Below are 19,979 nucleotides of genomic sequence, written 5' to 3'. Positions count from 1 at the left end.
CTTGCCCGCGATGAGGCCGGTAAACACACCATCAATGGTGGGTGTCAGATCTGGCTATACCGCTTGCGATATGCCCCTGGAGACACGCCAAAGCGCGATTTGAACGCCGACGAGAAGTAGCTTGAATCCGAGAACCCCCACGCATAACACAGCGCCGAAAGCTTCTGCTCGACATCGGCGCGGCGCAGGTTTTCGGCGCAGAAGTCCAGGCGGCGGTGCTTGATGTATTGCGCCACCACCAGGCCGCGCTTGGAGAACATCCGGTACAGGCCGCGCACGGAAATCCCCACTTCACGGGCAATCAGCTCGGGGCACAGTTCTTCGTCGCTCAGGTGCGCATCGATGAAGGCGATGATCTTGCGAAATTGCCGCTCATGGGCGTCTGCACCGCAGTCGCGAGCGCTGATGCCCGGCAGCAACAGGCTGGCCAGGGCATCGAGTACGGCCTCGCTTTCCTGCATGTCCAGCCCTTCCTGCTGGCGGGTGTCCAGCACCAGCTTGTTGGCCATCGCCGCCAGGGGGCTGCTGGCCGCGATGCGCGTGGCGCAGTTGACGGCATTGAAGTGCGAACCCCGCTCGACCACCTGGCGCGGCAAAATCAGCGACAACTGTCGGCAATCGTCGTTGTAGATCATGTCGCTCGGACGGCTGGCGTCGATCAGGGCGATGTCGCCACAGCCCAGTTGCGCGCGGTTGTCGCCCTGCTCCAGTTGCGAGCTGCCACGCATCTGGAACACCGCGTAATAGTGGCCGTCGCTGCTGGTGCTGACGTCCTTGCTGGTGCGGTACAAATGCACGTGCGCCATGTCGACCACACTGAGGTTGATCGCACCGCTGCGAAATTCCGCCAGTTCGCCGTAGAAATCAGTGTCCAGCGCCCGGGCATCGAAACGCCCACAGGCCTGGTTCACCTGGCTCAACCAACTTTCGAACGCCTCGTTGCGCACCGTCGATGCTGTAATCATGTCCGCAAAGCCTCACGTTTTTGTTGTTATTTTTCGACCGCTTCATCGAGCGGTTCGTCAAAACGGTTGTTTCTGTAGCCATCTCCTCCCTCGACGGCCGCCGGGCGCCCATTCAACAGGCTCCAGCCCAAGCTTTCCAGTGAACTTTCGGTTTAAAGGTCCAGTACCAGACGAGCGGAAAGCGCCCGTGATACACAGGCGCAAATCTGCTTGTTGGACGCCTTTTCCTTGTTCGACAGACAGTTGTCACGGTGCTCCGGCAAGCCGTCCAGCACCTCGACGATGCAGGTACCACAGATGCCTTCGCGGCACTCGGTGTCGATGTCGCAACCGTGGGCCTGCAACACATCCACCAGACTGGTGTTGGCCGGCACTTGCAGCACCACGCCGGAACTGGCCAGTTCCACTTCGAACGTGCCCGCCGGCGCGCTGTTGGCGCCCGGGTCTGCGGCGAAGTGTTCCAGGTGGATGGCATCGTCCGAGCGACTGCGGGACGCCACTTCCACCACTTTGTTCATGAAAGGTGCCGGGCCGCAGGTGTAGACGTGGGCGCAGCTGCCGGCACGCTCCAGGCATTCACTCAACGCTGCGTCGAGATCGGTGGGCTCCACGCCGTAATGAAATTCCACGTGATCGGCAAAATTCATCGCCAACAGCTCGGTAAACGCCGCGTACTGCGCCGAGCGGGCGAAATAATGCAGGCGATACGGCTGACCGCTTTCCGCCAATTTGTAGGCCATGCTCAGCAGCGGCGTGACGCCGATTCCGGCGGCGAACAGCACGTGCTCACTGGCCGTTTCGTCGAGACGGAACAGGTTGCGCGGCGCCCCCATTTCCAGCTCCATGCCCTCTTCCACTTGCTCGTGCAGCGCCAGCGAACCACCGCGTGACTGCGCTTCTTTCTTCACCGCCACCAGATACGCACGGCGATCCTGTGGCGGGCTGCACAGTGAATACTGGCGAGTCACGCCGGTCGGCCCGGTCAGGTCGACGTGGGCACCCGGTTCATAGGTGTCGAGCGGCTGGCCGTCACTGCGCACGAGGCGAAAGGAACGGATATCCAGCGCTTCGTCGACGATCCTTTCGATCTTCACCTTCATCATTGCATCACCTGAATACATTTATTTCGGTTAAAAAACACGACCTGTAGCAGCTGCCGAGCCCGCGAGGCTGCGTTCGGCTGCGAAGCAGTCGTCATACAGTACTGGCGAGGACTACGTCCTCGAACGCAGCCTCGCGGGCTCGGCAGCTGCTACAGGCTCTGCGCTTCAGCGCATGAACAAGCCGCCATTGACGTCCAGGCACGCGCCGGTCACGGAAGTCGCGTTATCGGCGATCAACAGCAATACGCTGTCGGCGATGAACTCGGGGTCACCGAGGGTGCCGGCCGGGATCATCTTGAGGATCTGTTCCAGACGCTCAGGCGCCACGGTTTCGCGCACCACCGGCAAGTCCAGCGGACCTGGCGAGATGCTGTTGACCGTCACGCCCTGGGGTGCCAGTTCACGGGCGAAGACCTTGGTCAGCGTCGCCACGCCGCCCTTGGCCGCCGCGTAATGCGCGCCGGTGGCGGTGCCGCCGTTCTGTCCGGCCAGGGACGCGATGTTGACGATGCGCCCGAAGCCGCGCTCGGCGAAGTGCGCGCCGAACACCTGGCAGGCCACAAAAGTGCCGCGCAGGTTGATCGCCATTGACTCGTCGAATTCTTCCGGCGTGATGTCCATCAGCGCCGCGACTTTCGACACACCGGCGTTATTCACCAGAATGTCAGTCCCGCCCCACTGCTCAGTGAGCAAGTCGCGAGCACGCTGGAAGTCGGCCTTGCTGCGCACATCCAGTTCAATGGCCATGGCGCTGACGCCACTGCCATCGAGTTCCAAAGCCAACTGTTGCACGCCCTCGAGGCGCACATCCGCCAGACCGACGCGATAACCCGCCGCATGCAGACGGCGGGCGATGCACTCGCCCAGTCCACGCGAGGCACCCGTTACAAGGGCTACTCGACTCATGATGTAGCCCTCACAGAAGGAAGCCGAGCGCGCTCAGGCTGTCGGTGGAGTTGATCAGCCGCACCACTTTTCGCTCCAACGCAGGCACGCCATCGGTGAACCGAATGCGGTGGTTCAGGTCGGCCACGAACGGCGTGTGCACGCCGCGCTTGTAGGCGTACAGCAACTGCGCCGAATTGACTTCGACGATGTCGCCCGCCGCTTCCACCAGGCGGAAACGCGAGATCGTGCGGATGGTTTTCGCTGCGTCCACCGCCGACGGCGAGTAGCCGGCGGTCAGGCGTTCGATGCGCAGGTCACGCATGCGCGCATCGTCGTAGGCGTAGTTGAGGGTCGCTTCGAAGTCTTCGGTGTCCGGGTCGATCGGCACGATGTACTTGCCGCTTTCGCTCCACAGGGTCGCCCACTCGGCGTAATTCTTGTGGTCGAGCAGTTCGGCTTCGCGCCAGATGAATTCGATGGCCTGGGCCAACGGGCCGGAAAAGCCGTTCAGGGTGTCGTGATTACTCATTGGCTCATCATCCTTTTCCACATGTCGTAGGCACCGCGCATGCCGCCTTCGTCGGTCGCGTGGCTGACCTTGTCGCCGTTTTCAGCGGTGATTTCGCGGTTCAGGCCGCGGTTGACCAGGATTGGCGCATCGACGCCGGCATACGAGCCGCGCTGCACGCGGTCCCAGGCCTCGGCATCGTCGGGGCTGCCGAAACCGAACGGGCCCTGGAAGTGTTCGTGGATACGCATGCGTTCGCGGTTGGCGATTTCCGGGCCGCCGTCCATGCCGAGGGCAACGTGGCGGATCTCGGTTTCGGTGACCGACACCGGGCGCAGCACACGGAAGAACGACATCGACATCGCCACGTTGGGGAACAGGTTCAGGTTGAAACCGGCGCCGTGCAGCGAGCGCACGATGCGACGGACCTGATCGGCCGGCATGGTTTTCGACAGTTCTTCAGTCACATGGGCGAAGCGCTCCTGCAACTGCTCGGTGCCGTCGTCGTGATCGAGATCGACGTGCTCTGGCACCATGACCATCACGCTGTGGCCGTTGCCCAGGGAGTGGGTGACGGCTTGCTCGTCGGTCATGAACGAGAGCATTTCCGAGGTTTCTTCATCCACCGACGACATGAACGACTTGTGCACGATCGGGAAGTGGTAACCGTCGGTGGTGTTTTCCAGCTGGATCTTCCAGTTGCCCTTGAAGCTGAACTTGTGTTCGCCCTGGGTCTTGATCGGGTAGCCGGCGCCCTGCTTCATGAACAGATCCATCCAGTGTTTGGCCCCGCCGAGGAAGTCTTCCAGCGGTTCGATCTCGTCGTTGTAGCTGGCGAACACCATGCCGGCGTAGCTCTCGACGCGCAGACTGGTCAGCGGCAATTCGGATTTCTCCAGGATGCCTTCGTAGCCGTCCGGATACGGCAGCGCGCGCAGCTTGCCGTCCAGGCCGTAGGACCAGCTGTGGTACGGGCAGGTGAAGCCGGTGGCGTTGCCCTTGTGCTTCTCGCACACGGTGGCGCCACGGTGGCGGCAACGGTTTTCCAGCACGTTGATGTTGTTCTTCTTGTCGCGCACGACGATCACCGGGCGACGGCCGATGGTGGCGGTCTTGAAGTCGCCTGAGTTGCGCACTTCGCTTTCGTGGGCAACCCACACCCAGGTGCGGTAGAAAATCTTGTCCAGCTCGGCTTCGAACAGCGCCGGGTCGTTGTACAGCGAGACGTCGACGCGGTCATGCCGGACCAGCTCTTCGGGGCTTTTCGACGTTGCGATCAGCCGGTATTCATGAGTGCTCATGCGGTTCTCCTCATGGCTTCTTTTTATGATTTGTTTTTAGCGCCGGCGCGTTCACCGGCCATGCTCTGTTGCAGCTGCGCACCAAAGGCGCAGACCAGTTCGTCCTGACCTTTACGACCGACGATTTGCAGGCCGACCTTCAGCCCGCCGCAGTCGAGCTCCACCGGCACCGTCAGCGCCGGATGGCCACTGAGGTTGAAAGGCCGAACCAGCGGGGTCATGCCGGCCACGGCCTTGCTGCCGGCGCGGGCTTCACTGAGGGTCGGCGGCAGGGTCGGCAGCGTCGGCAGCAGCAGCACCGCAAAGTCCTCCAGCGCCGCGTCCACTTGTTGGGTGAACGTGGTGCGCACGGCCTCGGCCTGGGCCAGCTCTTGGCGGGTGGTGCGGCTGGCCGCCAGCAAGCGTGTTTCCACATCGATGCCGATCAGGCTTTTGCCGGTCAGGTGGCCGAAGGCCGCCCAGTTTTCGAAATTGATTACGGTCAGGCCGGCGGCGAACGCCGCTTCGAACTCGCTCAGGTGCAGGTTGCCGCGACGCCATCCGGCGCGGTCCGCGGCGGCACCCAGGCTGGCTTGCAGGTGCGAATCGCAGGCCACTTCGAGAAAGCCGACCCTGGCGCCATCACCTGGCAGGCCTTGAGCGGTGAAGCCCGGGCAGATCACCTGCATCGCGGCGATCAGGTCGTCCATGCTTTTGGCGAACGGCCCGACGCAATCGAGGCTCGATTCCAGCGGATGGGCGCCGACACGGCTGACGCGACCATAAGTCGGCTTGAGCCCGGCTATGCCGCAGCACGCTGCCGGCACCCGCACCGAGCCACCGGTGTCGGTGCCGATGGCGATGTCCGCCAGGCCTGCCGCGACCGCCGAAGCCGAACCGCTGGACGAGCCGCCAGGAACACGGTCGGGCGCTTGCGGATTGATCGGTGTGCCGGTCCAGTCGTTGATGCCGGTCACGCCGAACGCCAGCTCATGCAGGTTGGTCTTGCCGACGATCTGCCAGCCAGCGTCGAGGATCGCATCGACCACTTCGGCGTTTTTCATCGCCGCCGGTGCATCGGCGAAGGCGCGGCTGCCCGAGCGGGTCGGATGCCCGGCGATGTCGATGGAGTCCTTGATGGCGACGCGCTTGCCGTTGCCACCGAGGAGGAATTCGCTGATGAAAGTACTCATGCACTCAGCTCCGAGTTGAACAGCCGTTGCGTACGGAAATGCGCAATCAGCCAGGTGCCGTCGACGCAGCGGAAATCGATGTTCAGGCGCGTGCCGAACAGCTCGCTGCGCCCATCGTCGTAGGTGGAAATCTGCTGCATGATCCACTGCCCCTGCGCCGTGCTGCCCTCGACGCTGATCGACTCGCTGGTGAGGTAATGCAGGTTCAGTCGGAAGTGGTCCGAAGGCGGCAGGTAACCACCGACAAATGCGGCCACGGCCTCGCGTCCACGGTGTTGGCCGAAGGTCTGCGCGGTCTGGCTGCCGATGCCTTCCCAGATCGCTTCCTCAGTGAACAACCGGGCCAGATCGCTGACGTGGGTGACAGCCCTCGGCACATCGCACAGGTCCATGTAGCGCGCCATCAAGCGGCGCACTTCACTCTCCCCTTCGAGCGTCGCCAGACGCTGCAGCAAGGCCTCGTTCATGGCTTACACCCTGGCCGCGTCAGGGATGGTCAGAGGGCGACCGATGCGCGCTTCGACCCTGGCGTAGCGCCACAGGCTGTACTCGCCCACCGGCGTGGTGCGAAACAGGTTGCAGGCGTCGATCACCGACTGGTGGCAGTCGACGTCGGCCATGATGTACACGGTCCAGGGCGAGGTGGTGGACGGGCCGACCATCAGGCGGTCGTCGTCCATGGCACCGAGCACGGTGATGCCGGGCATGGCGCCAAGGGAGCCCATCATCTGGCTGAAGCCTTTCCACACGCTCAGGCCTTCGCCGGTGGGCAGGTCGAAAAAGTTCTGGGTGATGCCGATGCAGAAGACGACGCGCAAAGGCTCTTGGGTGGTTTGCGACATGGGTGCGATTCCTTGAACAAAGTAATGGGGATTCAGATGTAGCCCGGGAACGGCGGCACGCCGAGGAACACCGAACCGGCGCCGTCGTACAGGCCTTCGCTGAGGAACGCGTGCTGGGTCACCACCATCGAGTCGCGCAGGTAGCGTTGCAGCGGATGGCGCAGGTAAATGGCGGTGGTGCCGGCCAGGCTGTAGGCGCTCTGCACGACCTCGGCACCGGCCTGGGATACATGAATCGCCGACAGGCGCAACAGACTGGTCTGCTCCGGGGTGACCGGGTTGCCCGCCAGGATCGAGTTCCACACCTGCTCAGTGGCGTTGTAGAAGAAACCGCGGGCGGCGCTGAGCTTGGCTTCAGCCTTGGCGATCTCGATGCGCACGTAGGCGCGGTCGGACAATTTCGGCGCGCCGGTGATGCCGCTGCCGCCGGCCATGCGGCTGATTTCGTCCAGCGCTGCACGGGCCAGGCCGAGGTTGACCACTGCCAGCACTTGCGCGGCGTAGGCGATCGACGGGTAGCGGAACAGTGGTTCGTCGATGGTCGCGGCACCGCCACGGATGAACGTCCAGCGTTCGTCAACGCGTTTATCGCTCACCCGCAGGTCATGGCTGCCGGTGCCCTTGAGGCCGACCACTTCCCAGTTCTCGACGATGTCTACCTGCTGCGGGCGAAATACAGCGGTGCGCGGCTTACCGCCAGCGGCGCCAATGCCAACGCCCAACAAGTCTGCGCCTTTGCAGCCGCTGGCGAATTTCCAGGTGCCGTTGACCTGATAGCCACCTTCCACGGTCTCGGCCGGTTGCAAGGGGAACAGACCTCCAGCGAACACCAGGTCCGGGCTTTCGGCGTAGAGTTGCGCCAGGGTTTCCTGCGGCAAGGCGGCCAGGTAGACACCGGCGCTGCCGAAGCTGGCTACCCAGCCCGCCGAGCCGTCGGCTTCGGAGATGCGCTCGATCATTTGCAGGAACAGCGACGGTGCCAGGGCGTCACCACCGAAGCATTTCGGCGTGGCGGCGCGGTAGATGCCCACCTGCTTGAAGCGCTCGATCATGTCCCGAGGCACGTGGGAGCCGACGTCGAATTCTTCGCGACGTTGGCGGACTTCATCCAGCACTTGCTGGAATAGCTGACTCTCGACCATTGGCACGACCGGGGCGGACACAGGGTCTTGTTGCGCGACAGCTGAACGCAGCATGGGCTAGTTCTCCGTTTTGATTATTGTTAGTGGGGCTGAACCGGTACCTGTAGGAGAGAGCCTGCTCGCGAAAAACGTCCGGACAACGCGGTCATTCAGACGGGGCGCGTTATCGTTGACGTCCATCGCGAGCAGGCTCGTTCCTACAAAGACCGCGGTGGTTGCCCTTGAATTGGAGTCCAGTGTAAAAACCGCGTCCTGGCACAACCATTGGTGCGTGCAACCCCCTCGCTAAAGAAAACCCCTAGCCCCCCACCGATTACCTCTGAGCGCATCCCGCTGTGCGAGCAGGTATAAAACGCCATACTGCAAATCTCTGCCGCCAGGGGCCGTGCGATGTACCAACCAAAACCGAACGACTTTTATGCGCTGATCGAAGCCATGCCGCTGTGCATCATTCTTCATGACGCGCACACCAAGGAAATTCTCTGGGCCAACGCCGCTGCCCTGGCGGCGCTGGGCTTTACCCTGGAAGAACTGACGCCGCTCAAGGCTCCGGACATGACCCGCGACGCGCCGAAATACCGCCGTTCGGTGGGCTTGCGCTGGCTGGAAGGCGCCGCGCGCACAGGCCAGCGCGCCATCGAGTGGTGCTATCGCTCCAAGCAAGGGGTGGAGATTCTTTCCGAGGCGGTGGCGACCCTGGTGCACCTGGACGGTCGCGATGTGCTGATGGTGCAGTTCCGCGACATCTCCAAAGAGGACAAGGTCAAGCGCGACCTCAAGCGTTTCGAGAGCCGGCTCAAGGCCTTCATGCAGGACCTGGCCGAAGGCGTGGCGGTGCTCGGCCCCGAGGGCGACATCCGTTTTATCAGCGACTCCGGCGCGCACCTGCTCAACAGCGAAGTGCACAAGCTGATGGGCAAGAACTTCCTGGCCTGGTGCGACGACGCATCCGGCCAGCGCCTGTTGCAACAGCTTGCCCATGAGACGCCGGAACACGCGCCGTTCAACGTGCATTACAAGGTGCAGCGCCGGGATGGCGAGTGGCGCTGGCATGACGCAACCTGCCGCTACATCGAGATCGAGGACGATCTGGTCGGCCATCTGCTGCTGTTCCGCGATGTGACCGAACAGGTGCTGGCCGAAGAGGCGCGGCGGGTCAGCGAGCAGAAACTCGAATACCTGGCGCGCTACAACGCCATGGGCGAAATGGCCGTGGCCATCGCCCACGAACTGAGTCAGCCATTGGCCGCGACTCGCAACTTTATTGAAGGTGCGGTGATTCGCCTGGGCAACGCCGGCGAAACCGATCAAGGCGTCGCCTGGGGTTTGCACAGTGCGGTACGGCAAATCGAGCATGCCTCGGTGATCATCAAGAGCGTGCGCGATTACGTGGTCAAGCTGGAGCAATCCGAAGAGCTGGTCGACCTTAATGAGCTGCTGCGCGAAACCCGCTACTTCATCAGCCTGCGGGCCGATCCGAGCCTGGTGCGCGTGGAAATCGTCACCGCACCCGAACCACTGCGGGTGAGTTGCGAGAAGGTGTTGATCGGCCAGGTGATCCTCAACCTGGCCTTCAACGCCATCGAAGAAATGGCCGATCTGCCCACTGAACGTCGGTTGCTGCGCATCCATGCCAGCCGCGAGAGCGATGTGGCCCTGGTGCGCATCGAAGACTGCGGTCGCGGCATCCAGGCCCAGGCGCAGGAGAAACTGTTCGACGGCTTTTTCTCGTCCAAGGTCAGCGGTAACGGCATTGGCCTGGCGCTGTGCAAGAACATCATCGGCCGCCACCGTGGCGATATCTGGGCGCAAAACCTGGAGCCGTGCGGCGCGGTGTTCAGCTTCTCCCTCCCCCTCGCATAAAGCAAAGATCGCAGCCTGCGGCAGCTCCTACAGGGTGCGCATTACCCTGTAGGAGCTGCCGCAGGCTGCGATCTTTTCGCTCTTGCCCACGACTGGCACAGACACACAAACACTTGGCAGGCAGGGCAATTCTCCCGATCGCGGGGCACGGCAGAATCAAAGGGTAAAAATCTGCCAAAGCACCCGCGATCCGCGTTACCAACAATTCAGGAAGTTCCCCTTATGCGAACAAACAGGATCTCCGTACAGTCAGCGCTAGGCCTGAGCCTGCTTGTACTCGGTTTGAACAGTGCCCGCGCGGATTTGCCCGCCGGTACGATTGGCCAGACCGTTCTGGCGTTTCCACCCGAAGCTCACCGTGCGTTTGTCATCGACGTCGAGTTCGAAAGTTTCGTCGCTGGCCGGGTGACCGTGGTCGACCCGGACCAGAAGCGCGTCCTCGGTATGGTGCCGACCGGTTTCGCTGCGCCGTCGACCCTCAGTCACGACAAGAAAACCCTCTACAGTGCGGACATCTGGTATTCCCGAGGCACCCGCGGTACCCGCACCGACGTGCTGACCGCCTGGGACAGTTCGACCCTGTCGCCCGCCTGGGAAGTGCTGATTCCGAACAAGCGCGCCGAATCGCTGACCCAGCGTTATGCACTCAAGCCAAGCGGCGACGACAAGTTCGTCTACATCTACAACTTCACGCCATCGACTTCGGTCACTGTGGTCGACACCCAGGCCAAGGCCGTTGCCACGGAAATCGCCATCCCCGGTTGCGTGCTCAACTACCCGATCGGCAACCGCCGCTTCGCCTCGCTCTGCGGTGACGGCAGCCTGCAGGTGGTGACCCTCAACGATCAGGGCCAGGAAACCGCGCGCAGCCGCACGCCGTTCTTTGATCCGAATGCGGAAAAACTGGTAGAGCGCGCGGTCAACGTCGGCGACACCTACTACTTCACCACCACCACCGGCACCGTACGCCCGGTGGATTTCGCCGGTGATGCGCCGAAGGTCCTGCCGTCCTGGTCGCTGGTTTCCGACGAGGAAAAGAAAGCCGGTTGGGCGCCGGGGGGCTGGCAGTTGATGGCCGTGGCACCGAAGCTGGACCGCCTGTACGTGCTGATGCACGACGCCCACGAAGCGATGAAGTGGGAAGACCCGAGCCCGCTGATCTGGGCGTTTGACCTCAAGACCCACAAGAAGGTGGCGACCCTGGAAGCCCCGGTTCCGGTGTGGAGCATGCAGGCCACTGGCGACGACAAGCCGTTGTTGCTCGGCACCGATGTGGAAGGTGGTTTGCAGATTTTCGATCTGAAGACCAACAAGCTCACCGGCAGCATGCCGAAAGTCGCCAAAACCGCGACTCAGGTCCTGAGCTACTAAGAGGTTCGGCCATGCACACAGATCCGATCTTCATCATTGCCAGCGCCATCGCCATCGCGGTGTTGCTGGCCAGCGCCGCGACCCACAAGTTGCGCGCGCCGGCCCGCTTCGCCCGGCAACTGGCGGACTATCAACTGCTGCCCGAAGCGCTGGTGCGCCCGACGGCACGGCTGGTGCCGCTGCTGGAACTGGCCATCGCCTTTGCCCTGCTGGTGCCGGTCAGCCGTGGTTATGCCGCGTTGAGCGCCGCCAGCCTGTTGGCGCTGTACGCCGCCGCCATCGGCATCAACCTGTGGCGCGGTCGCGCCGACATCGACTGCGGTTGCGCCGGTCCCGACCAGGCACAACCGCTGCGCCCGGTACTGCTGCTGCGCAACAGTGCGATGGTGGCACTGGCGCTGGTGGCCAGCGTGGCGCCGGTCGCCCGCGACCTCAACCTGTTCGATGGCTTCGTGACCCTGGCCGCCGCCGCGGTCGCGCTGCTCATCTACGCCGCGGCCGATGGCTTGCTGGCGAATTCCCCTCTTCTGCTCAAATTGATTGGTAGGTAATCGAAATGGAAGGCTTGATTGTTTCCAACGTTCTGCTCTGGGTGCTGCTGGTGGCCGTGGCGTTTGTCGTCATGGGCCTGGTGCGGCAGATTGGCGTACTACACGGGCGTCTGGCCCCGGCTGGCGCGCTGATGGTGGACAAAGGCGTGGCGGTCAATGAACCCGCGCCGCAAATCACTGCCAGCGATCGTCACGGTCGTGCGGTGAACTTCGGCTATGCCGGTGAAAAATCGCAATTGCTGTTCTTCCTTTCGCCGACCTGCCCGATCTGCAAGTCGCTGCTGCCGGCGATCAAATCCATCGCCAAGGAACAGGCCGCGAGCCTGGACGTGGTGTTCGTCAGCGATGGCGACATGGACGCCCAGCAAGCGCTGATCCGCGAACACAAACTCGAAGACGCCACCTACGTGGTCGGCCCGCAAGTGGGCATGACCTACCAGATCGGCAAGCTGCCGTACGCCGCGCTGATCGACAAGGCCGGCACCCTGCGGGCCAAAGGCCTGGTCAACTCCCGCGAGCACCTGGACAGCCTGTTCGAAGTCGAGCACCTCAAGCACGCCACGCTGCAGCAGTACCTCAATGCCCAACCGCACACCCACGATCACGACCACAGCCACGGCCACGGCCATAGCCACTGATAAGGCAGGGAGACCTTTATGAAACTGCTGGATCTGTTGTTTGAGCGTTCGTCCCGCCGTGTCGCCGACACCACTTCGCGCCGCAAGCTGCTGGCACGCATGGGTTCGCTCATGGTCGCCGGTGCCGCCCTGCCCCTGCTGCTGCCGCTGGATCGCACCAGCAAGGCCCTGGCCGCGGAACCTGCGCAGGCCGGCGACCCGGGTGATCCGAACAGTTGCGACTACTGGCGCTACTGCTCCATCGACGGCTTTCTGTGCAGCTGCTGCGGTGGGTCGGTGACGTCCTGCCCACCGGGCACCGAAGCCTCGCAAGTAACCTGGATCGGCACCTGCCGCAACCCGGCCGACGGCAAGGACTACATCATTTCGTACAACGACTGCTGCGGTAAGCAAAGCTGCGCCCAGTGCGCCTGCACCCGTAATGACAGTGAAGAACCGGCCTACCGCCCGTTCAACAACAATGATGTGAACTGGTGCCTGGCCGCCAAATCGCACATCTACCACTGCACCGTTTCGGTCATCCGCGGCGTCGCCGTTTAAAAAACGCGCTTTGCGCCGGTTGTTCGCGCAATCGGCGTCTTTTTTATTTTGTCCGGCTGCTTTTTTAACTTTCGCCCGCAACAAGCAAAAGGTGCTCAGTCATGCGCAAGTTGCTACTCCTCGGTCTCATCTGCACCCTTGGCGCCCCGCTCGCCTATGCCCGGGCCATTCCCGCCCCGAACCAGCATCACGCGCCGGGTAATGAATCGCTGCAAACCCCGATTGCCCAGGCCGGCTACAGCGTCGGCGTGAACTACCAGCTGCAATGCGCCGGTTGCCACCTGGGCGACGGCAGCGGTTCCGCCGCCAACGACACGCCACGGATGAAAGGCTTTGTCGGCAACTTCCTGAAAGTCCCCGGCGGTCGCGAATTCCTCGTGCGGGTGCCGGGCATGTCGCAGTCGGCGCTGAACAACGCGCAACTGGCGGACTTGCTCAACTGGCTGATGCGTAAAGACGGCATGGCGGGCGAAAGCCTGCCGGCCGACTATCAGCCTTACACCACCGAAGAGGTCACGGTATTGCGTGCCAAGACCATGCTCAACCTGCCCGGCACCCGTGGTGAGTTGATCAAGGCCATGCGTGCCCAGGGCATCGCGATCGATGACGGGATGAATGACTGAGAACGCCGTGCCGATGGACGCATTGACGGCAAATAAGTAACGTAACCGGTGCTGTTTTCGAACCTGGAAAATCGAAAAGGGAGTTTGCATCGTGACCGAAGAGACAAAAACCAAAGGACCGGCTTCGTATTTCCCGTCCATTGAAAAAAAGTATGGGCAGCCGATCAGCCACTGGCTGGACCTGCTCAAGACCGTCAGCGACAAGAAACACATGGAACTGGTGACCTGGCTCAAAGCCGAACACGGCATGGGTCATGGTCACGCCAATGCGCTGGTTGCCTATCATCTGGCAGCCACCAAAAGCGCCTAGCCATGCGCTGTCGGTGGTGCCGGGTAAAACCGGCACCACCATCAACCCTCTGTTGCCCTATCCTTTCATCCAACCCATCACGCCGGACATCGACCATGTCAGCCCCCGAATCCGCCCTCCTCGACAGCTGGCACCACAACGCCCGGGCCTGGGTCGACGCCATCCGCAGCGGCAGCATCGAAAGCCGCCAGAAGGTCACCGACCAGGCCATCCTGCTGGCGGTGCTGGGGCGTCAGCCCGAGCGAGTACTCGACCTGGGTTGCGGCGAAGGCTGGCTGTTGCGTGCGCTGGCAGACCGGGGTATCGGGGCGGTCGGCGTGGATGGCGATGGGACGCTGGTGGAGGCGGCGCGGGCGGCGGGCGCTGCGCCGGTGCATTTGGCGAGCTATGAACAACTGGCAGACGCGAAAGTCGACATCGGCCGCGACTACAACCTGATCTGCGCCAACTTCGCCCTGCTGCATCAGGACATCATCCCCCTGCTCGCCGCCATGAACACCCTGCTCACCCCTGGCGGCGCGCTGGTGATCCAGACGCTGCATCCGTGGACTGCGGCGGCGGGCGACTATCAGGATGGCTGGCGGGAAGAGACCTTCGCCGGCTTCAAGGGGCAGTGGCAGCCCATGCCATGGTATTTCCGCACCCTGTCCAGTTGGCTGAATGCGCTGGACATGGCGGGTTTTGTGCTGGCCGGCTTGCAGGAACCGCAGCACCCGCAAAGCCCTGTGCCGCAGTCGTTGCTGTTGGTGGCCGAGCCGCGGCTGTAGGAGCGCGGCACGGCCAACATCATCAGCGATTGATCTACCGCCTTCGCGGGCAAGCCCGCTCCCACAAGGTTCTTCAGTGTTCACAAAACCTGTGGGAGCGGGCTTGCCCGCGAAGGCGTCGGCACAGCCAACATAGAAGCCGGAGCACTGTGAAGTACTCCGGTGCGCTCATGCTACTAACGCGTCAGGCCCATTCTTTGCGCAGGTGGCGCGCAGCGTTGACCATGTGCACCAGCGCCGCTTCGGTTTCCGGCCAGCCGCGAGTCTTCAGACCGCAGTCCGGGTTGACCCACAGGCGATCGGCGGGAATGCGCTTGGCGGCCTTGCGCAGCAGGTTGGCCATTTCCGAGGAGTCCGGCACCCTTGGCGAGTGGATGTCGTACACACCCGGGCCGATTTCGTTCGGGTAGGCGAAGGCTTCGAACGCGTCCAGCAGTTCCATGTCCGAGCGCGAGGTTTCGATGGTGATCACGTCGGCATCCATGGCGGCGATGGACTCGATCACATCGTTGAACTCGCTGTAGCACATGTGGGTGTGGATCTGGGTTTCGTCACGCACACCCGAGGCGCACAGGCGAAACACTTCGGTCGCCCAGTCCAGGTAGTGCTGCCACTGCGCCTGGCGCAACGGCAAGCCTTCACGGAACGCCGCTTCGTCGATCTGCACGATCCTGATCCCGGCGGCTTCCAGGTCCACCACTTCGTCGCGAATGGCCAAGGCCAGTTGACGGGCCTGTACCTCACGGGTCACGTCTTCGCGCGGGAACGACCACATCAGCATGGTCACGGGACCGGTCAGCATCCCCTTCATCACCTTGTCGGTGAGGCCTTGGGCGTAGCGGATCCACGCCACGGTCATGGCTTTCGGACGGATCAGGTCGCCGTAGATCACCGCCGGTTTCACACAGCGCGAACCGTAGCTCTGGACCCAGCCGAAACGGGTGAACACGTAGCCATCGAGTTGCTCGGCGAAGTATTCGACCATGTCGTTGCGCTCGGCTTCACCGTGCACCAGCACGTCCAGGCCCAGGCGTTCCTGCACTTGCACGGCGTGACGGATCTCGCTGCGCATGGCTTCGGTGTATTCGGCTTCGGTCAGCTTGCCTTGCTTGAACGACTGGCGAGCCAGACGGATCGACGCGGTTTGCGGAAACGAACCGATGGTGGTGGTCGGGAACAGCGGCAGGTTCAGGCCGGCGCGCTGTTTCTCGATACGCTGGGCAAACGGCGAATGACGCTGGCTGTCCTGGGCGGTGATGGCGGCAACACGCGCCTGCACGGCTGGCTTGTGAATGCGTGGCGACGCAGCACGGCTGGCTTGCACGGCGCGGCTTCGAGTCAGCGCTTCAAGCACCTTCGGCGCCTCCGGCTGGTTGACCGCCTGAGCCAGAACCGCGACTTCTTCACACTTCTGCACGGCAAACGCCAGCCAGCTTTTCAGTTCGGCATCGAGCTCGTCTTCACGACCCAGGTCAACCGGGCTGTGCAGCAGCGAGCAGGATGGCGCGACCCACAAGCGATCGCCCAGACGTTCTTGGGCGTGCTGCAAGGTGGCCAAAGCGTTTTCCAGATCGCAGCGCCAGACATTACGACCGTTGACCACGCCCAGCGACAGCACTTTGTAGGCCGGCAGGCGATCGAGGATGGTCGGGTACTGCTCAGGTGCGCGAACCAGGTCGATGTGCAGGCCGTCCACCGGCAGGTTGGCGGCCAGGCCGAGGTTCTCTTCCAGCCCACCGAAGTAAGTGGCCACCAGCTTCTTCAGCGGGTCACGCTGAATCAGGTTGTAGGCCCGCTCAAAGGCATTTTTCCAGTCCTGTGGCAGGTCGAGCACCAGAATCGGCTCGTCGATTTGCACCCATTCGACGCCCTGTGCCGCCAGGCGCTGGAAGATCTGGCCGTACAACGGCAACAGGCGATCCAGCAGCTCCAGCTTGTCGAATTCGGCGCCCTTGGCCTTGCCCAGCCACAGGTAAGTCAACGGACCGATGATGACGGGCTTGACGTTGTGCCCCAGTGCCCGGGCTTCTTCGACTTCTTCGAACAACTGGTCCCAGCCGAGCTGGAACTGCTGATCGGCGCTGAATTCAGGGACGAGGTAGTGATAGTTGGTGTCGAACCATTTGGTCATTTCCTGGGCGTGCGCGCCGCCGCAGCAACTGTCGCTCACACCGCGCGCCATGCCGAACAGGGTTTGCAGGCTGGCCTTGCCATCGTGCGGGCGGAACCGCTCCGGGATCACACCGAACATCAGCGAGTGGGTCAGGACCTGGTCGTACCAGGCAAAGTCACCGACCGGCAGTAGCTCGATCCCGGCTTTTTTCTGCAAGTCCCAGTGGGTCTTGCGCAGGTCGCGGCCCACGGCGCGCAGACCGGCTTCGTCGAGTTCGCCCTTCCAGAACGCCTCTTGAGCCTTTTTCAGTTCGCGGTCGCGACCGATGCGCGGAAATCCAAGGGAATGGGCCAATGCCATGACAATAAAACTCCATCTGGTTAATGGAGTCATTGTCGGTAATTGAGCCCTAGTGAGACAAACTCATTTAAATCGTGATGATCACGAGTTTATTTCATGAAGATAGACGCAGGCCTTTGCGTCGAATACGTCGGGGCGCGACGCACTACTCGTGATAGTAATAAAGCTTGTTGATGATCACCCATCGACCGTCCACCTTCAGCAACGACAGGTAATCGGTGAACCGTATCCCGGCAAAATCATCGATGACCTTGACCACCGCGGCATCGCCGGTGATATCGAGATTGATCACCTGCCAAAACGGCTGCGTACCGGCAGGCGCCGGGATTTCGGCCTTGATGGCGATGACAAACTCATCCAGGGAAGCCCATTCAAGCACCTTCTGGAAGTGACCGATGATGCGACAGTCTGGATGAAAGGCCTTGCGCAACAGTGCTTCATCGGCGAAGACCATGCCCTCCACGTAATGACGCACCACCAGGTGGATCTGTTCGGTATCTATCGATTGAGTGCTCATGATTGAACCTCTGGTTGTCTTGACCGACAGTCTCCCCAAGGCTGATCAAGCAGAAAGTCTAGGCAGCCCTCGTGCAGTTGCGCGGTTTTACGACCGGAGGCGCTGAGCCCACAGCGCAAAAAAACAGTGTCGAGGGAGCTTGCTCCCTCGCCACAATGGAAGTGTTTCTGCCTGATCAGATTTCCCAGATCAGGTTGACCGCCGCATAACGCCCAGGCTGAGTCATACGATCAAGACCCGCTGCGTTTTCGTCGCGGCCCTGCACGTCGCCCCAGTTCCAGTACTTCTTGTCGGTGACGTTGAACAGGCCGCCGTTGATCGACACTTCCTGCGTCACCTGCCACCAGGCCGTCAGGTCGAGGGTGCCGTAGCCCGGGGTCTCGAACTGGCGGTTGATCAGCAAGTCGGCATCGCCGCTGTGGTCGACGCGGTCCTTGGACTGAACCAGGGTCCACATGACCTGGCCGCCATACACGCCGCTCGGTGCATCGTAGGCCAGGCCCATGACCGCCTTGAGCGGGTCGACGCTGTTGAGCGCCTCGCCGGTTTCCTCATTCTTGCCGCGTGCATAGGCAATCGAACCCAGGGCACGGGTACCTGCCGGCATGAAGGCGTCCAGCTTGATGTCACCCTTGGCTTCGGCACCACGGATGGTGACCTTGCTCACGTTTTGCGACTGGAAAGTCAGCGGGATGTCACTGGTCGGATCAGTGAAGCTGACAGTTTCGATGAAGTCCTTGTACTTGTTGTAGAACAGCGCGATGCCGAAGCTGCCCAGGTCGTAGCGACCGCGCAGGCCGGTCTCGAAGCTGTTGCTGGTTTCCGGCTTGAGGTTCGGGTTGCCGATTTGCCTGTAGCCAAATTGCGGGTTGCTGAACTCACCGTACATGTTGACCGGGTTCGGCGCGCGGAAGCCGGCAGCGTACTGGCCGTAGACGCTTTCGTGCTCGGTCAACTGATAGGTCACACCGAACTTCGGCGAAATGTGATCGTCGGAGAGGCGCGAGGGATCGGTGTCCGAGGGCAAACCGTTGAGGTATTCCCGGGTGACGTGCGGTGTCTGACGGTAGTAGTCGTAGCGCAGGCCTGGCAACAGGGTCCAGCGGCCGACCTCGATACTGTCCTGGACGAACAGGCCCAGGGATTCGCTGGTCGGATCAGGGAAGTCGCTGACCGGGAAGTTCTCCGTGGCCGGCACAGTGGCGCCGGTGTCCAGGCGCACTTCTTTACCCGTACGCTTGTTGCTCGACTCGATGCGTTTGACCTCGGCACCGTAGATCAGGTGGTGCCGGGTGTCGGCAATCGCGAACTCCTTGTCGAGCTGGGTGTTCAGGCTCCACAGACGCTCGTCGTAAGTCGACTGGCGGGTGCGCACGCGGTTGACCCGCGAGGTGGTCTGGCGCTGCTGATAAGTGTCCTGGTCGTTGCTGCTTTCCTGATAGTTCAACTGCCATTGCAGCTTGTCGGCCATCGCGCTGTCCAGGGCCAGGGTATGGGCCAGGCTGTAGCGGGTGCGGTCGATGCTGTCATCGGCCGTGGAGCCGAGAATCGCCGGGCTGGTGAGGGTGGCGCGGGTGACGATATCGCTCAGCAGGTTGCTGTTGGCGTCATCCTGGTAGCGCTCGTAAGTGAACTGCAGGCGGTCGCCCTCGCCGTAGTCCCAGCCCAGTTTGGCCAGCACGTTTTCGGTGGTGTAGTTCAGCGGGTTGGCTTCGGTGCGCGATGCGCCTACGCCACCGACGTTGCCTGCGGTGTCGGTGGACTGACCGTCGCGGCGACCCAGGTGCAGCAGGCCGTCGACGGTACCGGTACGCCCGGCGAACGTTGCGCTGCGCTGCCAGCTGTCATCGCTGCCGTCGTAGCCAGTCTTGAAGCGCGCGTAGGTGTCGTCGCCGTCTTCGAGGTACTCGCCGGCATCCTTTGTCAGGTAGCTGACCGCACCGCCGATGGCGTCGCTGCCGTACAACGAGGACGCCGGGCCGCGGATGATTTCCACCTGTTTGATGGTGTCGAGGTCGACGTAGTTGCTGCGCACATCCTGGAACGGGCTGAAAGCGTTGCTTTGCGGGACGCGCACACCGTCGACCTGAGTCAGTACCCGATTGCCGTCGATACCGCGGATGTTCGCCCCGGACAGACCGAAACGGCTGCCGGTGCCGCTGACCGAAACACCCGGCTCGTAACGCACCACATCCTTGAGGTCCTTGTCGTTCTGCTGATCGATTTCACGTTCGCTGTGCACCGACACGGTACTCGGCACTTTCAGCAGGGTCTGCTCGGTGCGGGTGGCGGTCACACTGACGGTATCGAACTGGGTAACGGGTTCAGCGGCAAAGGCCAGCGAAGGCGAGAGCAACAGCAAGCAGAGCCAGGGACGCTTGGCGAATGGCGGGCGGATCGACATC

20 protein-coding genes are annotated in these 19,979 nt (G+C 62.4%); 8 read left to right on the top strand and 12 right to left on the bottom strand.

Annotated elements, in window-relative coordinates:
- Positions 1-44: 44 nt before the first annotated feature.
- The 9 genes from feaR to PMI34_RS12605 form a co-directional block, all read right to left on the bottom strand.
- Complete coding sequence (gene feaR / locus PMI34_RS12565) at positions 45-965, bottom strand: transcriptional regulator FeaR (protein ID WP_008050526.1); 921 nt, start codon at positions 963-965, stop codon at positions 45-47.
- Positions 966-1,117: 152 nt separating this feature from the next.
- Positions 1,118-2,068 carry a PDR/VanB family oxidoreductase gene (locus tag PMI34_RS12570; protein ID WP_008050525.1) on the bottom strand — a complete coding sequence of 317 codons (951 nt, stop codon included), beginning with the start codon at positions 2,066-2,068 and terminating at the stop codon, positions 1,118-1,120.
- A 165-nt stretch (positions 2,069-2,233) separates the two neighbouring features.
- On the bottom strand, positions 2,234-2,974 hold the full coding sequence (locus tag PMI34_RS12575; protein WP_008050524.1) for an SDR family NAD(P)-dependent oxidoreductase: 741 nt from the start codon (positions 2,972-2,974) through the stop codon (positions 2,234-2,236).
- A 10-nt stretch (positions 2,975-2,984) separates the two neighbouring features.
- A complete protein-coding gene (locus PMI34_RS12580) occupies positions 2,985-3,485 on the bottom strand; it encodes an aromatic-ring-hydroxylating dioxygenase subunit beta (RefSeq protein ID WP_008050522.1) in 501 nt (166 codons plus the stop codon).
- On the bottom strand, positions 3,482-4,765 hold the full coding sequence (locus PMI34_RS12585; RefSeq protein ID WP_008050521.1) for an aromatic ring-hydroxylating oxygenase subunit alpha: 1,284 nt from the start codon (positions 4,763-4,765) through the stop codon (positions 3,482-3,484). The genes PMI34_RS12580 and PMI34_RS12585 overlap by 4 nt, the downstream gene beginning before the upstream one ends.
- A 23-nt stretch (positions 4,766-4,788) precedes the next feature.
- Positions 4,789-5,937: an amidase gene (locus tag PMI34_RS12590; RefSeq protein ID WP_008050520.1), complete on the bottom strand. Its 1,149-nt coding sequence runs from the start codon at positions 5,935-5,937 to the stop codon at positions 4,789-4,791.
- Positions 5,934-6,404 (bottom strand): nuclear transport factor 2 family protein, encoded by a 471-nt coding sequence (locus PMI34_RS12595; protein WP_008050519.1) that lies wholly within the window; start codon positions 6,402-6,404, stop codon positions 5,934-5,936. The genes PMI34_RS12590 and PMI34_RS12595 overlap by 4 nt, the downstream gene beginning before the upstream one ends.
- Before the next feature lie 3 nt (positions 6,405-6,407).
- Complete coding sequence (locus PMI34_RS12600) at positions 6,408-6,779, bottom strand: hypothetical protein (protein WP_008050517.1); 372 nt, start codon at positions 6,777-6,779, stop codon at positions 6,408-6,410.
- Positions 6,780-6,811: 32 nt separating this feature from the next.
- A complete protein-coding gene (locus PMI34_RS12605; RefSeq protein ID WP_008050516.1) occupies positions 6,812-7,975 on the bottom strand; it encodes an acyl-CoA dehydrogenase family protein in 1,164 nt (387 codons plus the stop codon).
- A gap of 336 nt (positions 7,976-8,311) precedes the next feature.
- Here PMI34_RS12605 and PMI34_RS12610 point away from each other — a divergent pair, with 336 nt between their 5' ends.
- From PMI34_RS12610 to PMI34_RS12645, 8 genes are all read left to right on the top strand, one after another.
- Complete coding sequence (locus PMI34_RS12610) at positions 8,312-9,784, top strand: PAS domain-containing sensor histidine kinase (protein WP_008050514.1); 1,473 nt, start codon at positions 8,312-8,314, stop codon at positions 9,782-9,784.
- A gap of 222 nt (positions 9,785-10,006) precedes the next feature.
- Positions 10,007-11,155: an amine dehydrogenase large subunit gene (locus tag PMI34_RS12615; protein WP_008050511.1), complete on the top strand. Its 1,149-nt coding sequence runs from the start codon at positions 10,007-10,009 to the stop codon at positions 11,153-11,155.
- An 11-nt stretch (positions 11,156-11,166) separates the two neighbouring features.
- Positions 11,167-11,706, top strand: a complete 540-nt coding sequence (locus PMI34_RS12620; RefSeq protein ID WP_008050510.1) for a MauE/DoxX family redox-associated membrane protein — start codon at positions 11,167-11,169, stop codon at positions 11,704-11,706.
- Between the two features lie 5 nt (positions 11,707-11,711).
- The gene (mauD, locus tag PMI34_RS12625) at positions 11,712-12,344 is read left to right on the top strand and encodes a methylamine dehydrogenase accessory protein MauD (RefSeq protein ID WP_008050508.1); all 633 of its coding nucleotides are present in this window, start codon (positions 11,712-11,714) and stop codon (positions 12,342-12,344) included.
- Positions 12,345-12,362: 18 nt separating this feature from the next.
- Positions 12,363-12,884 (top strand): methylamine dehydrogenase light chain, encoded by a 522-nt coding sequence (locus PMI34_RS12630; RefSeq protein ID WP_008050506.1) that lies wholly within the window; start codon positions 12,363-12,365, stop codon positions 12,882-12,884.
- A 101-nt stretch (positions 12,885-12,985) separates the two neighbouring features.
- Positions 12,986-13,507: a hypothetical protein gene (locus tag PMI34_RS12635; protein WP_008050505.1), complete on the top strand. Its 522-nt coding sequence runs from the start codon at positions 12,986-12,988 to the stop codon at positions 13,505-13,507.
- 91 nt (positions 13,508-13,598) lie between these two features.
- The gene (locus PMI34_RS12640; protein WP_008050504.1) at positions 13,599-13,817 is read left to right on the top strand and encodes a DUF4287 domain-containing protein; all 219 of its coding nucleotides are present in this window, start codon (positions 13,599-13,601) and stop codon (positions 13,815-13,817) included.
- A gap of 95 nt (positions 13,818-13,912) precedes the next feature.
- Entirely contained in the window at positions 13,913-14,584 is a 672-nt protein-coding gene (locus PMI34_RS12645; RefSeq protein ID WP_008050503.1) for a class I SAM-dependent methyltransferase, read from the top strand.
- Between the two features lie 184 nt (positions 14,585-14,768).
- Here the strand turns inward: PMI34_RS12645 and metE are convergent, their stop codons facing one another.
- The 3 genes from metE to PMI34_RS12660 all read right to left on the bottom strand — a co-directional run bounded on the left by metE (position 14,769) and on the right by PMI34_RS12660 (position 19,978).
- A complete protein-coding gene (gene metE / locus PMI34_RS12650) occupies positions 14,769-17,057 on the bottom strand; it encodes a 5-methyltetrahydropteroyltriglutamate--homocysteine S-methyltransferase (RefSeq protein WP_008050501.1) in 2,289 nt (762 codons plus the stop codon).
- Between the two features lie 145 nt (positions 17,058-17,202).
- A complete protein-coding gene (locus tag PMI34_RS12655) occupies positions 17,203-17,574 on the bottom strand; it encodes a nuclear transport factor 2 family protein (RefSeq protein WP_008050500.1) in 372 nt (123 codons plus the stop codon).
- Positions 17,575-17,749: 175 nt separating this feature from the next.
- A complete protein-coding gene (locus PMI34_RS12660; protein ID WP_008050499.1) occupies positions 17,750-19,978 on the bottom strand; it encodes a TonB-dependent hemoglobin/transferrin/lactoferrin family receptor in 2,229 nt (742 codons plus the stop codon).
- Between the last annotated feature and the right edge of the window lies 1 nt (position 19,979).

The organism is Pseudomonas sp. GM74, assembly GCF_000282455.1.
GTDB lineage: Bacteria > Pseudomonadota > Gammaproteobacteria > Pseudomonadales > Pseudomonadaceae > Aquipseudomonas.
This window is presented reverse-complemented; position numbering and strand designations above follow the sequence as displayed.

Coding starts and splice junctions, on each gene's coding strand:
- feaR (WP_008050526.1), bottom strand. CDS start 965: ATGATTACAGCATCGACGGTGCGCAACGAGGCGTTCGAAAGTTGGTTG.
- PMI34_RS12570 (WP_008050525.1), bottom strand. CDS start 2,068: ATGATGAAGGTGAAGATCGAAAGGATCGTCGACGAAGCGCTGGATATC.
- PMI34_RS12575 (WP_008050524.1), bottom strand. CDS start 2,974: ATGAGTCGAGTAGCCCTTGTAACGGGTGCCTCGCGTGGACTGGGCGAG.
- PMI34_RS12580 (WP_008050522.1), bottom strand. CDS start 3,485: ATGAGTAATCACGACACCCTGAACGGCTTTTCCGGCCCGTTGGCCCAG.
- PMI34_RS12585 (WP_008050521.1), bottom strand. CDS start 4,765: ATGAGCACTCATGAATACCGGCTGATCGCAACGTCGAAAAGCCCCGAA.
- PMI34_RS12590 (WP_008050520.1), bottom strand. CDS start 5,937: ATGAGTACTTTCATCAGCGAATTCCTCCTCGGTGGCAACGGCAAGCGC.
- PMI34_RS12595 (WP_008050519.1), bottom strand. CDS start 6,404: ATGAACGAGGCCTTGCTGCAGCGTCTGGCGACGCTCGAAGGGGAGAGT.
- PMI34_RS12600 (WP_008050517.1), bottom strand. CDS start 6,779: ATGTCGCAAACCACCCAAGAGCCTTTGCGCGTCGTCTTCTGCATCGGC.
- PMI34_RS12605 (WP_008050516.1), bottom strand. CDS start 7,975: ATGCTGCGTTCAGCTGTCGCGCAACAAGACCCTGTGTCCGCCCCGGTC.
- PMI34_RS12610 (WP_008050514.1), top strand. CDS start 8,312: ATGTACCAACCAAAACCGAACGACTTTTATGCGCTGATCGAAGCCATG.
- PMI34_RS12615 (WP_008050511.1), top strand. CDS start 10,007: ATGCGAACAAACAGGATCTCCGTACAGTCAGCGCTAGGCCTGAGCCTG.
- PMI34_RS12620 (WP_008050510.1), top strand. CDS start 11,167: ATGCACACAGATCCGATCTTCATCATTGCCAGCGCCATCGCCATCGCG.
- mauD (WP_008050508.1), top strand. CDS start 11,712: ATGGAAGGCTTGATTGTTTCCAACGTTCTGCTCTGGGTGCTGCTGGTG.
- PMI34_RS12630 (WP_008050506.1), top strand. CDS start 12,363: ATGAAACTGCTGGATCTGTTGTTTGAGCGTTCGTCCCGCCGTGTCGCC.
- PMI34_RS12635 (WP_008050505.1), top strand. CDS start 12,986: ATGCGCAAGTTGCTACTCCTCGGTCTCATCTGCACCCTTGGCGCCCCG.
- PMI34_RS12645 (WP_008050503.1), top strand. CDS start 13,913: ATGTCAGCCCCCGAATCCGCCCTCCTCGACAGCTGGCACCACAACGCC.
- metE (WP_008050501.1), bottom strand. CDS start 17,057: ATGGCATTGGCCCATTCCCTTGGATTTCCGCGCATCGGTCGCGACCGC.
- PMI34_RS12655 (WP_008050500.1), bottom strand. CDS start 17,574: ATGAGCACTCAATCGATAGATACCGAACAGATCCACCTGGTGGTGCGT.
- PMI34_RS12660 (WP_008050499.1), bottom strand. CDS start 19,978: ATGTCGATCCGCCCGCCATTCGCCAAGCGTCCCTGGCTCTGCTTGCTG.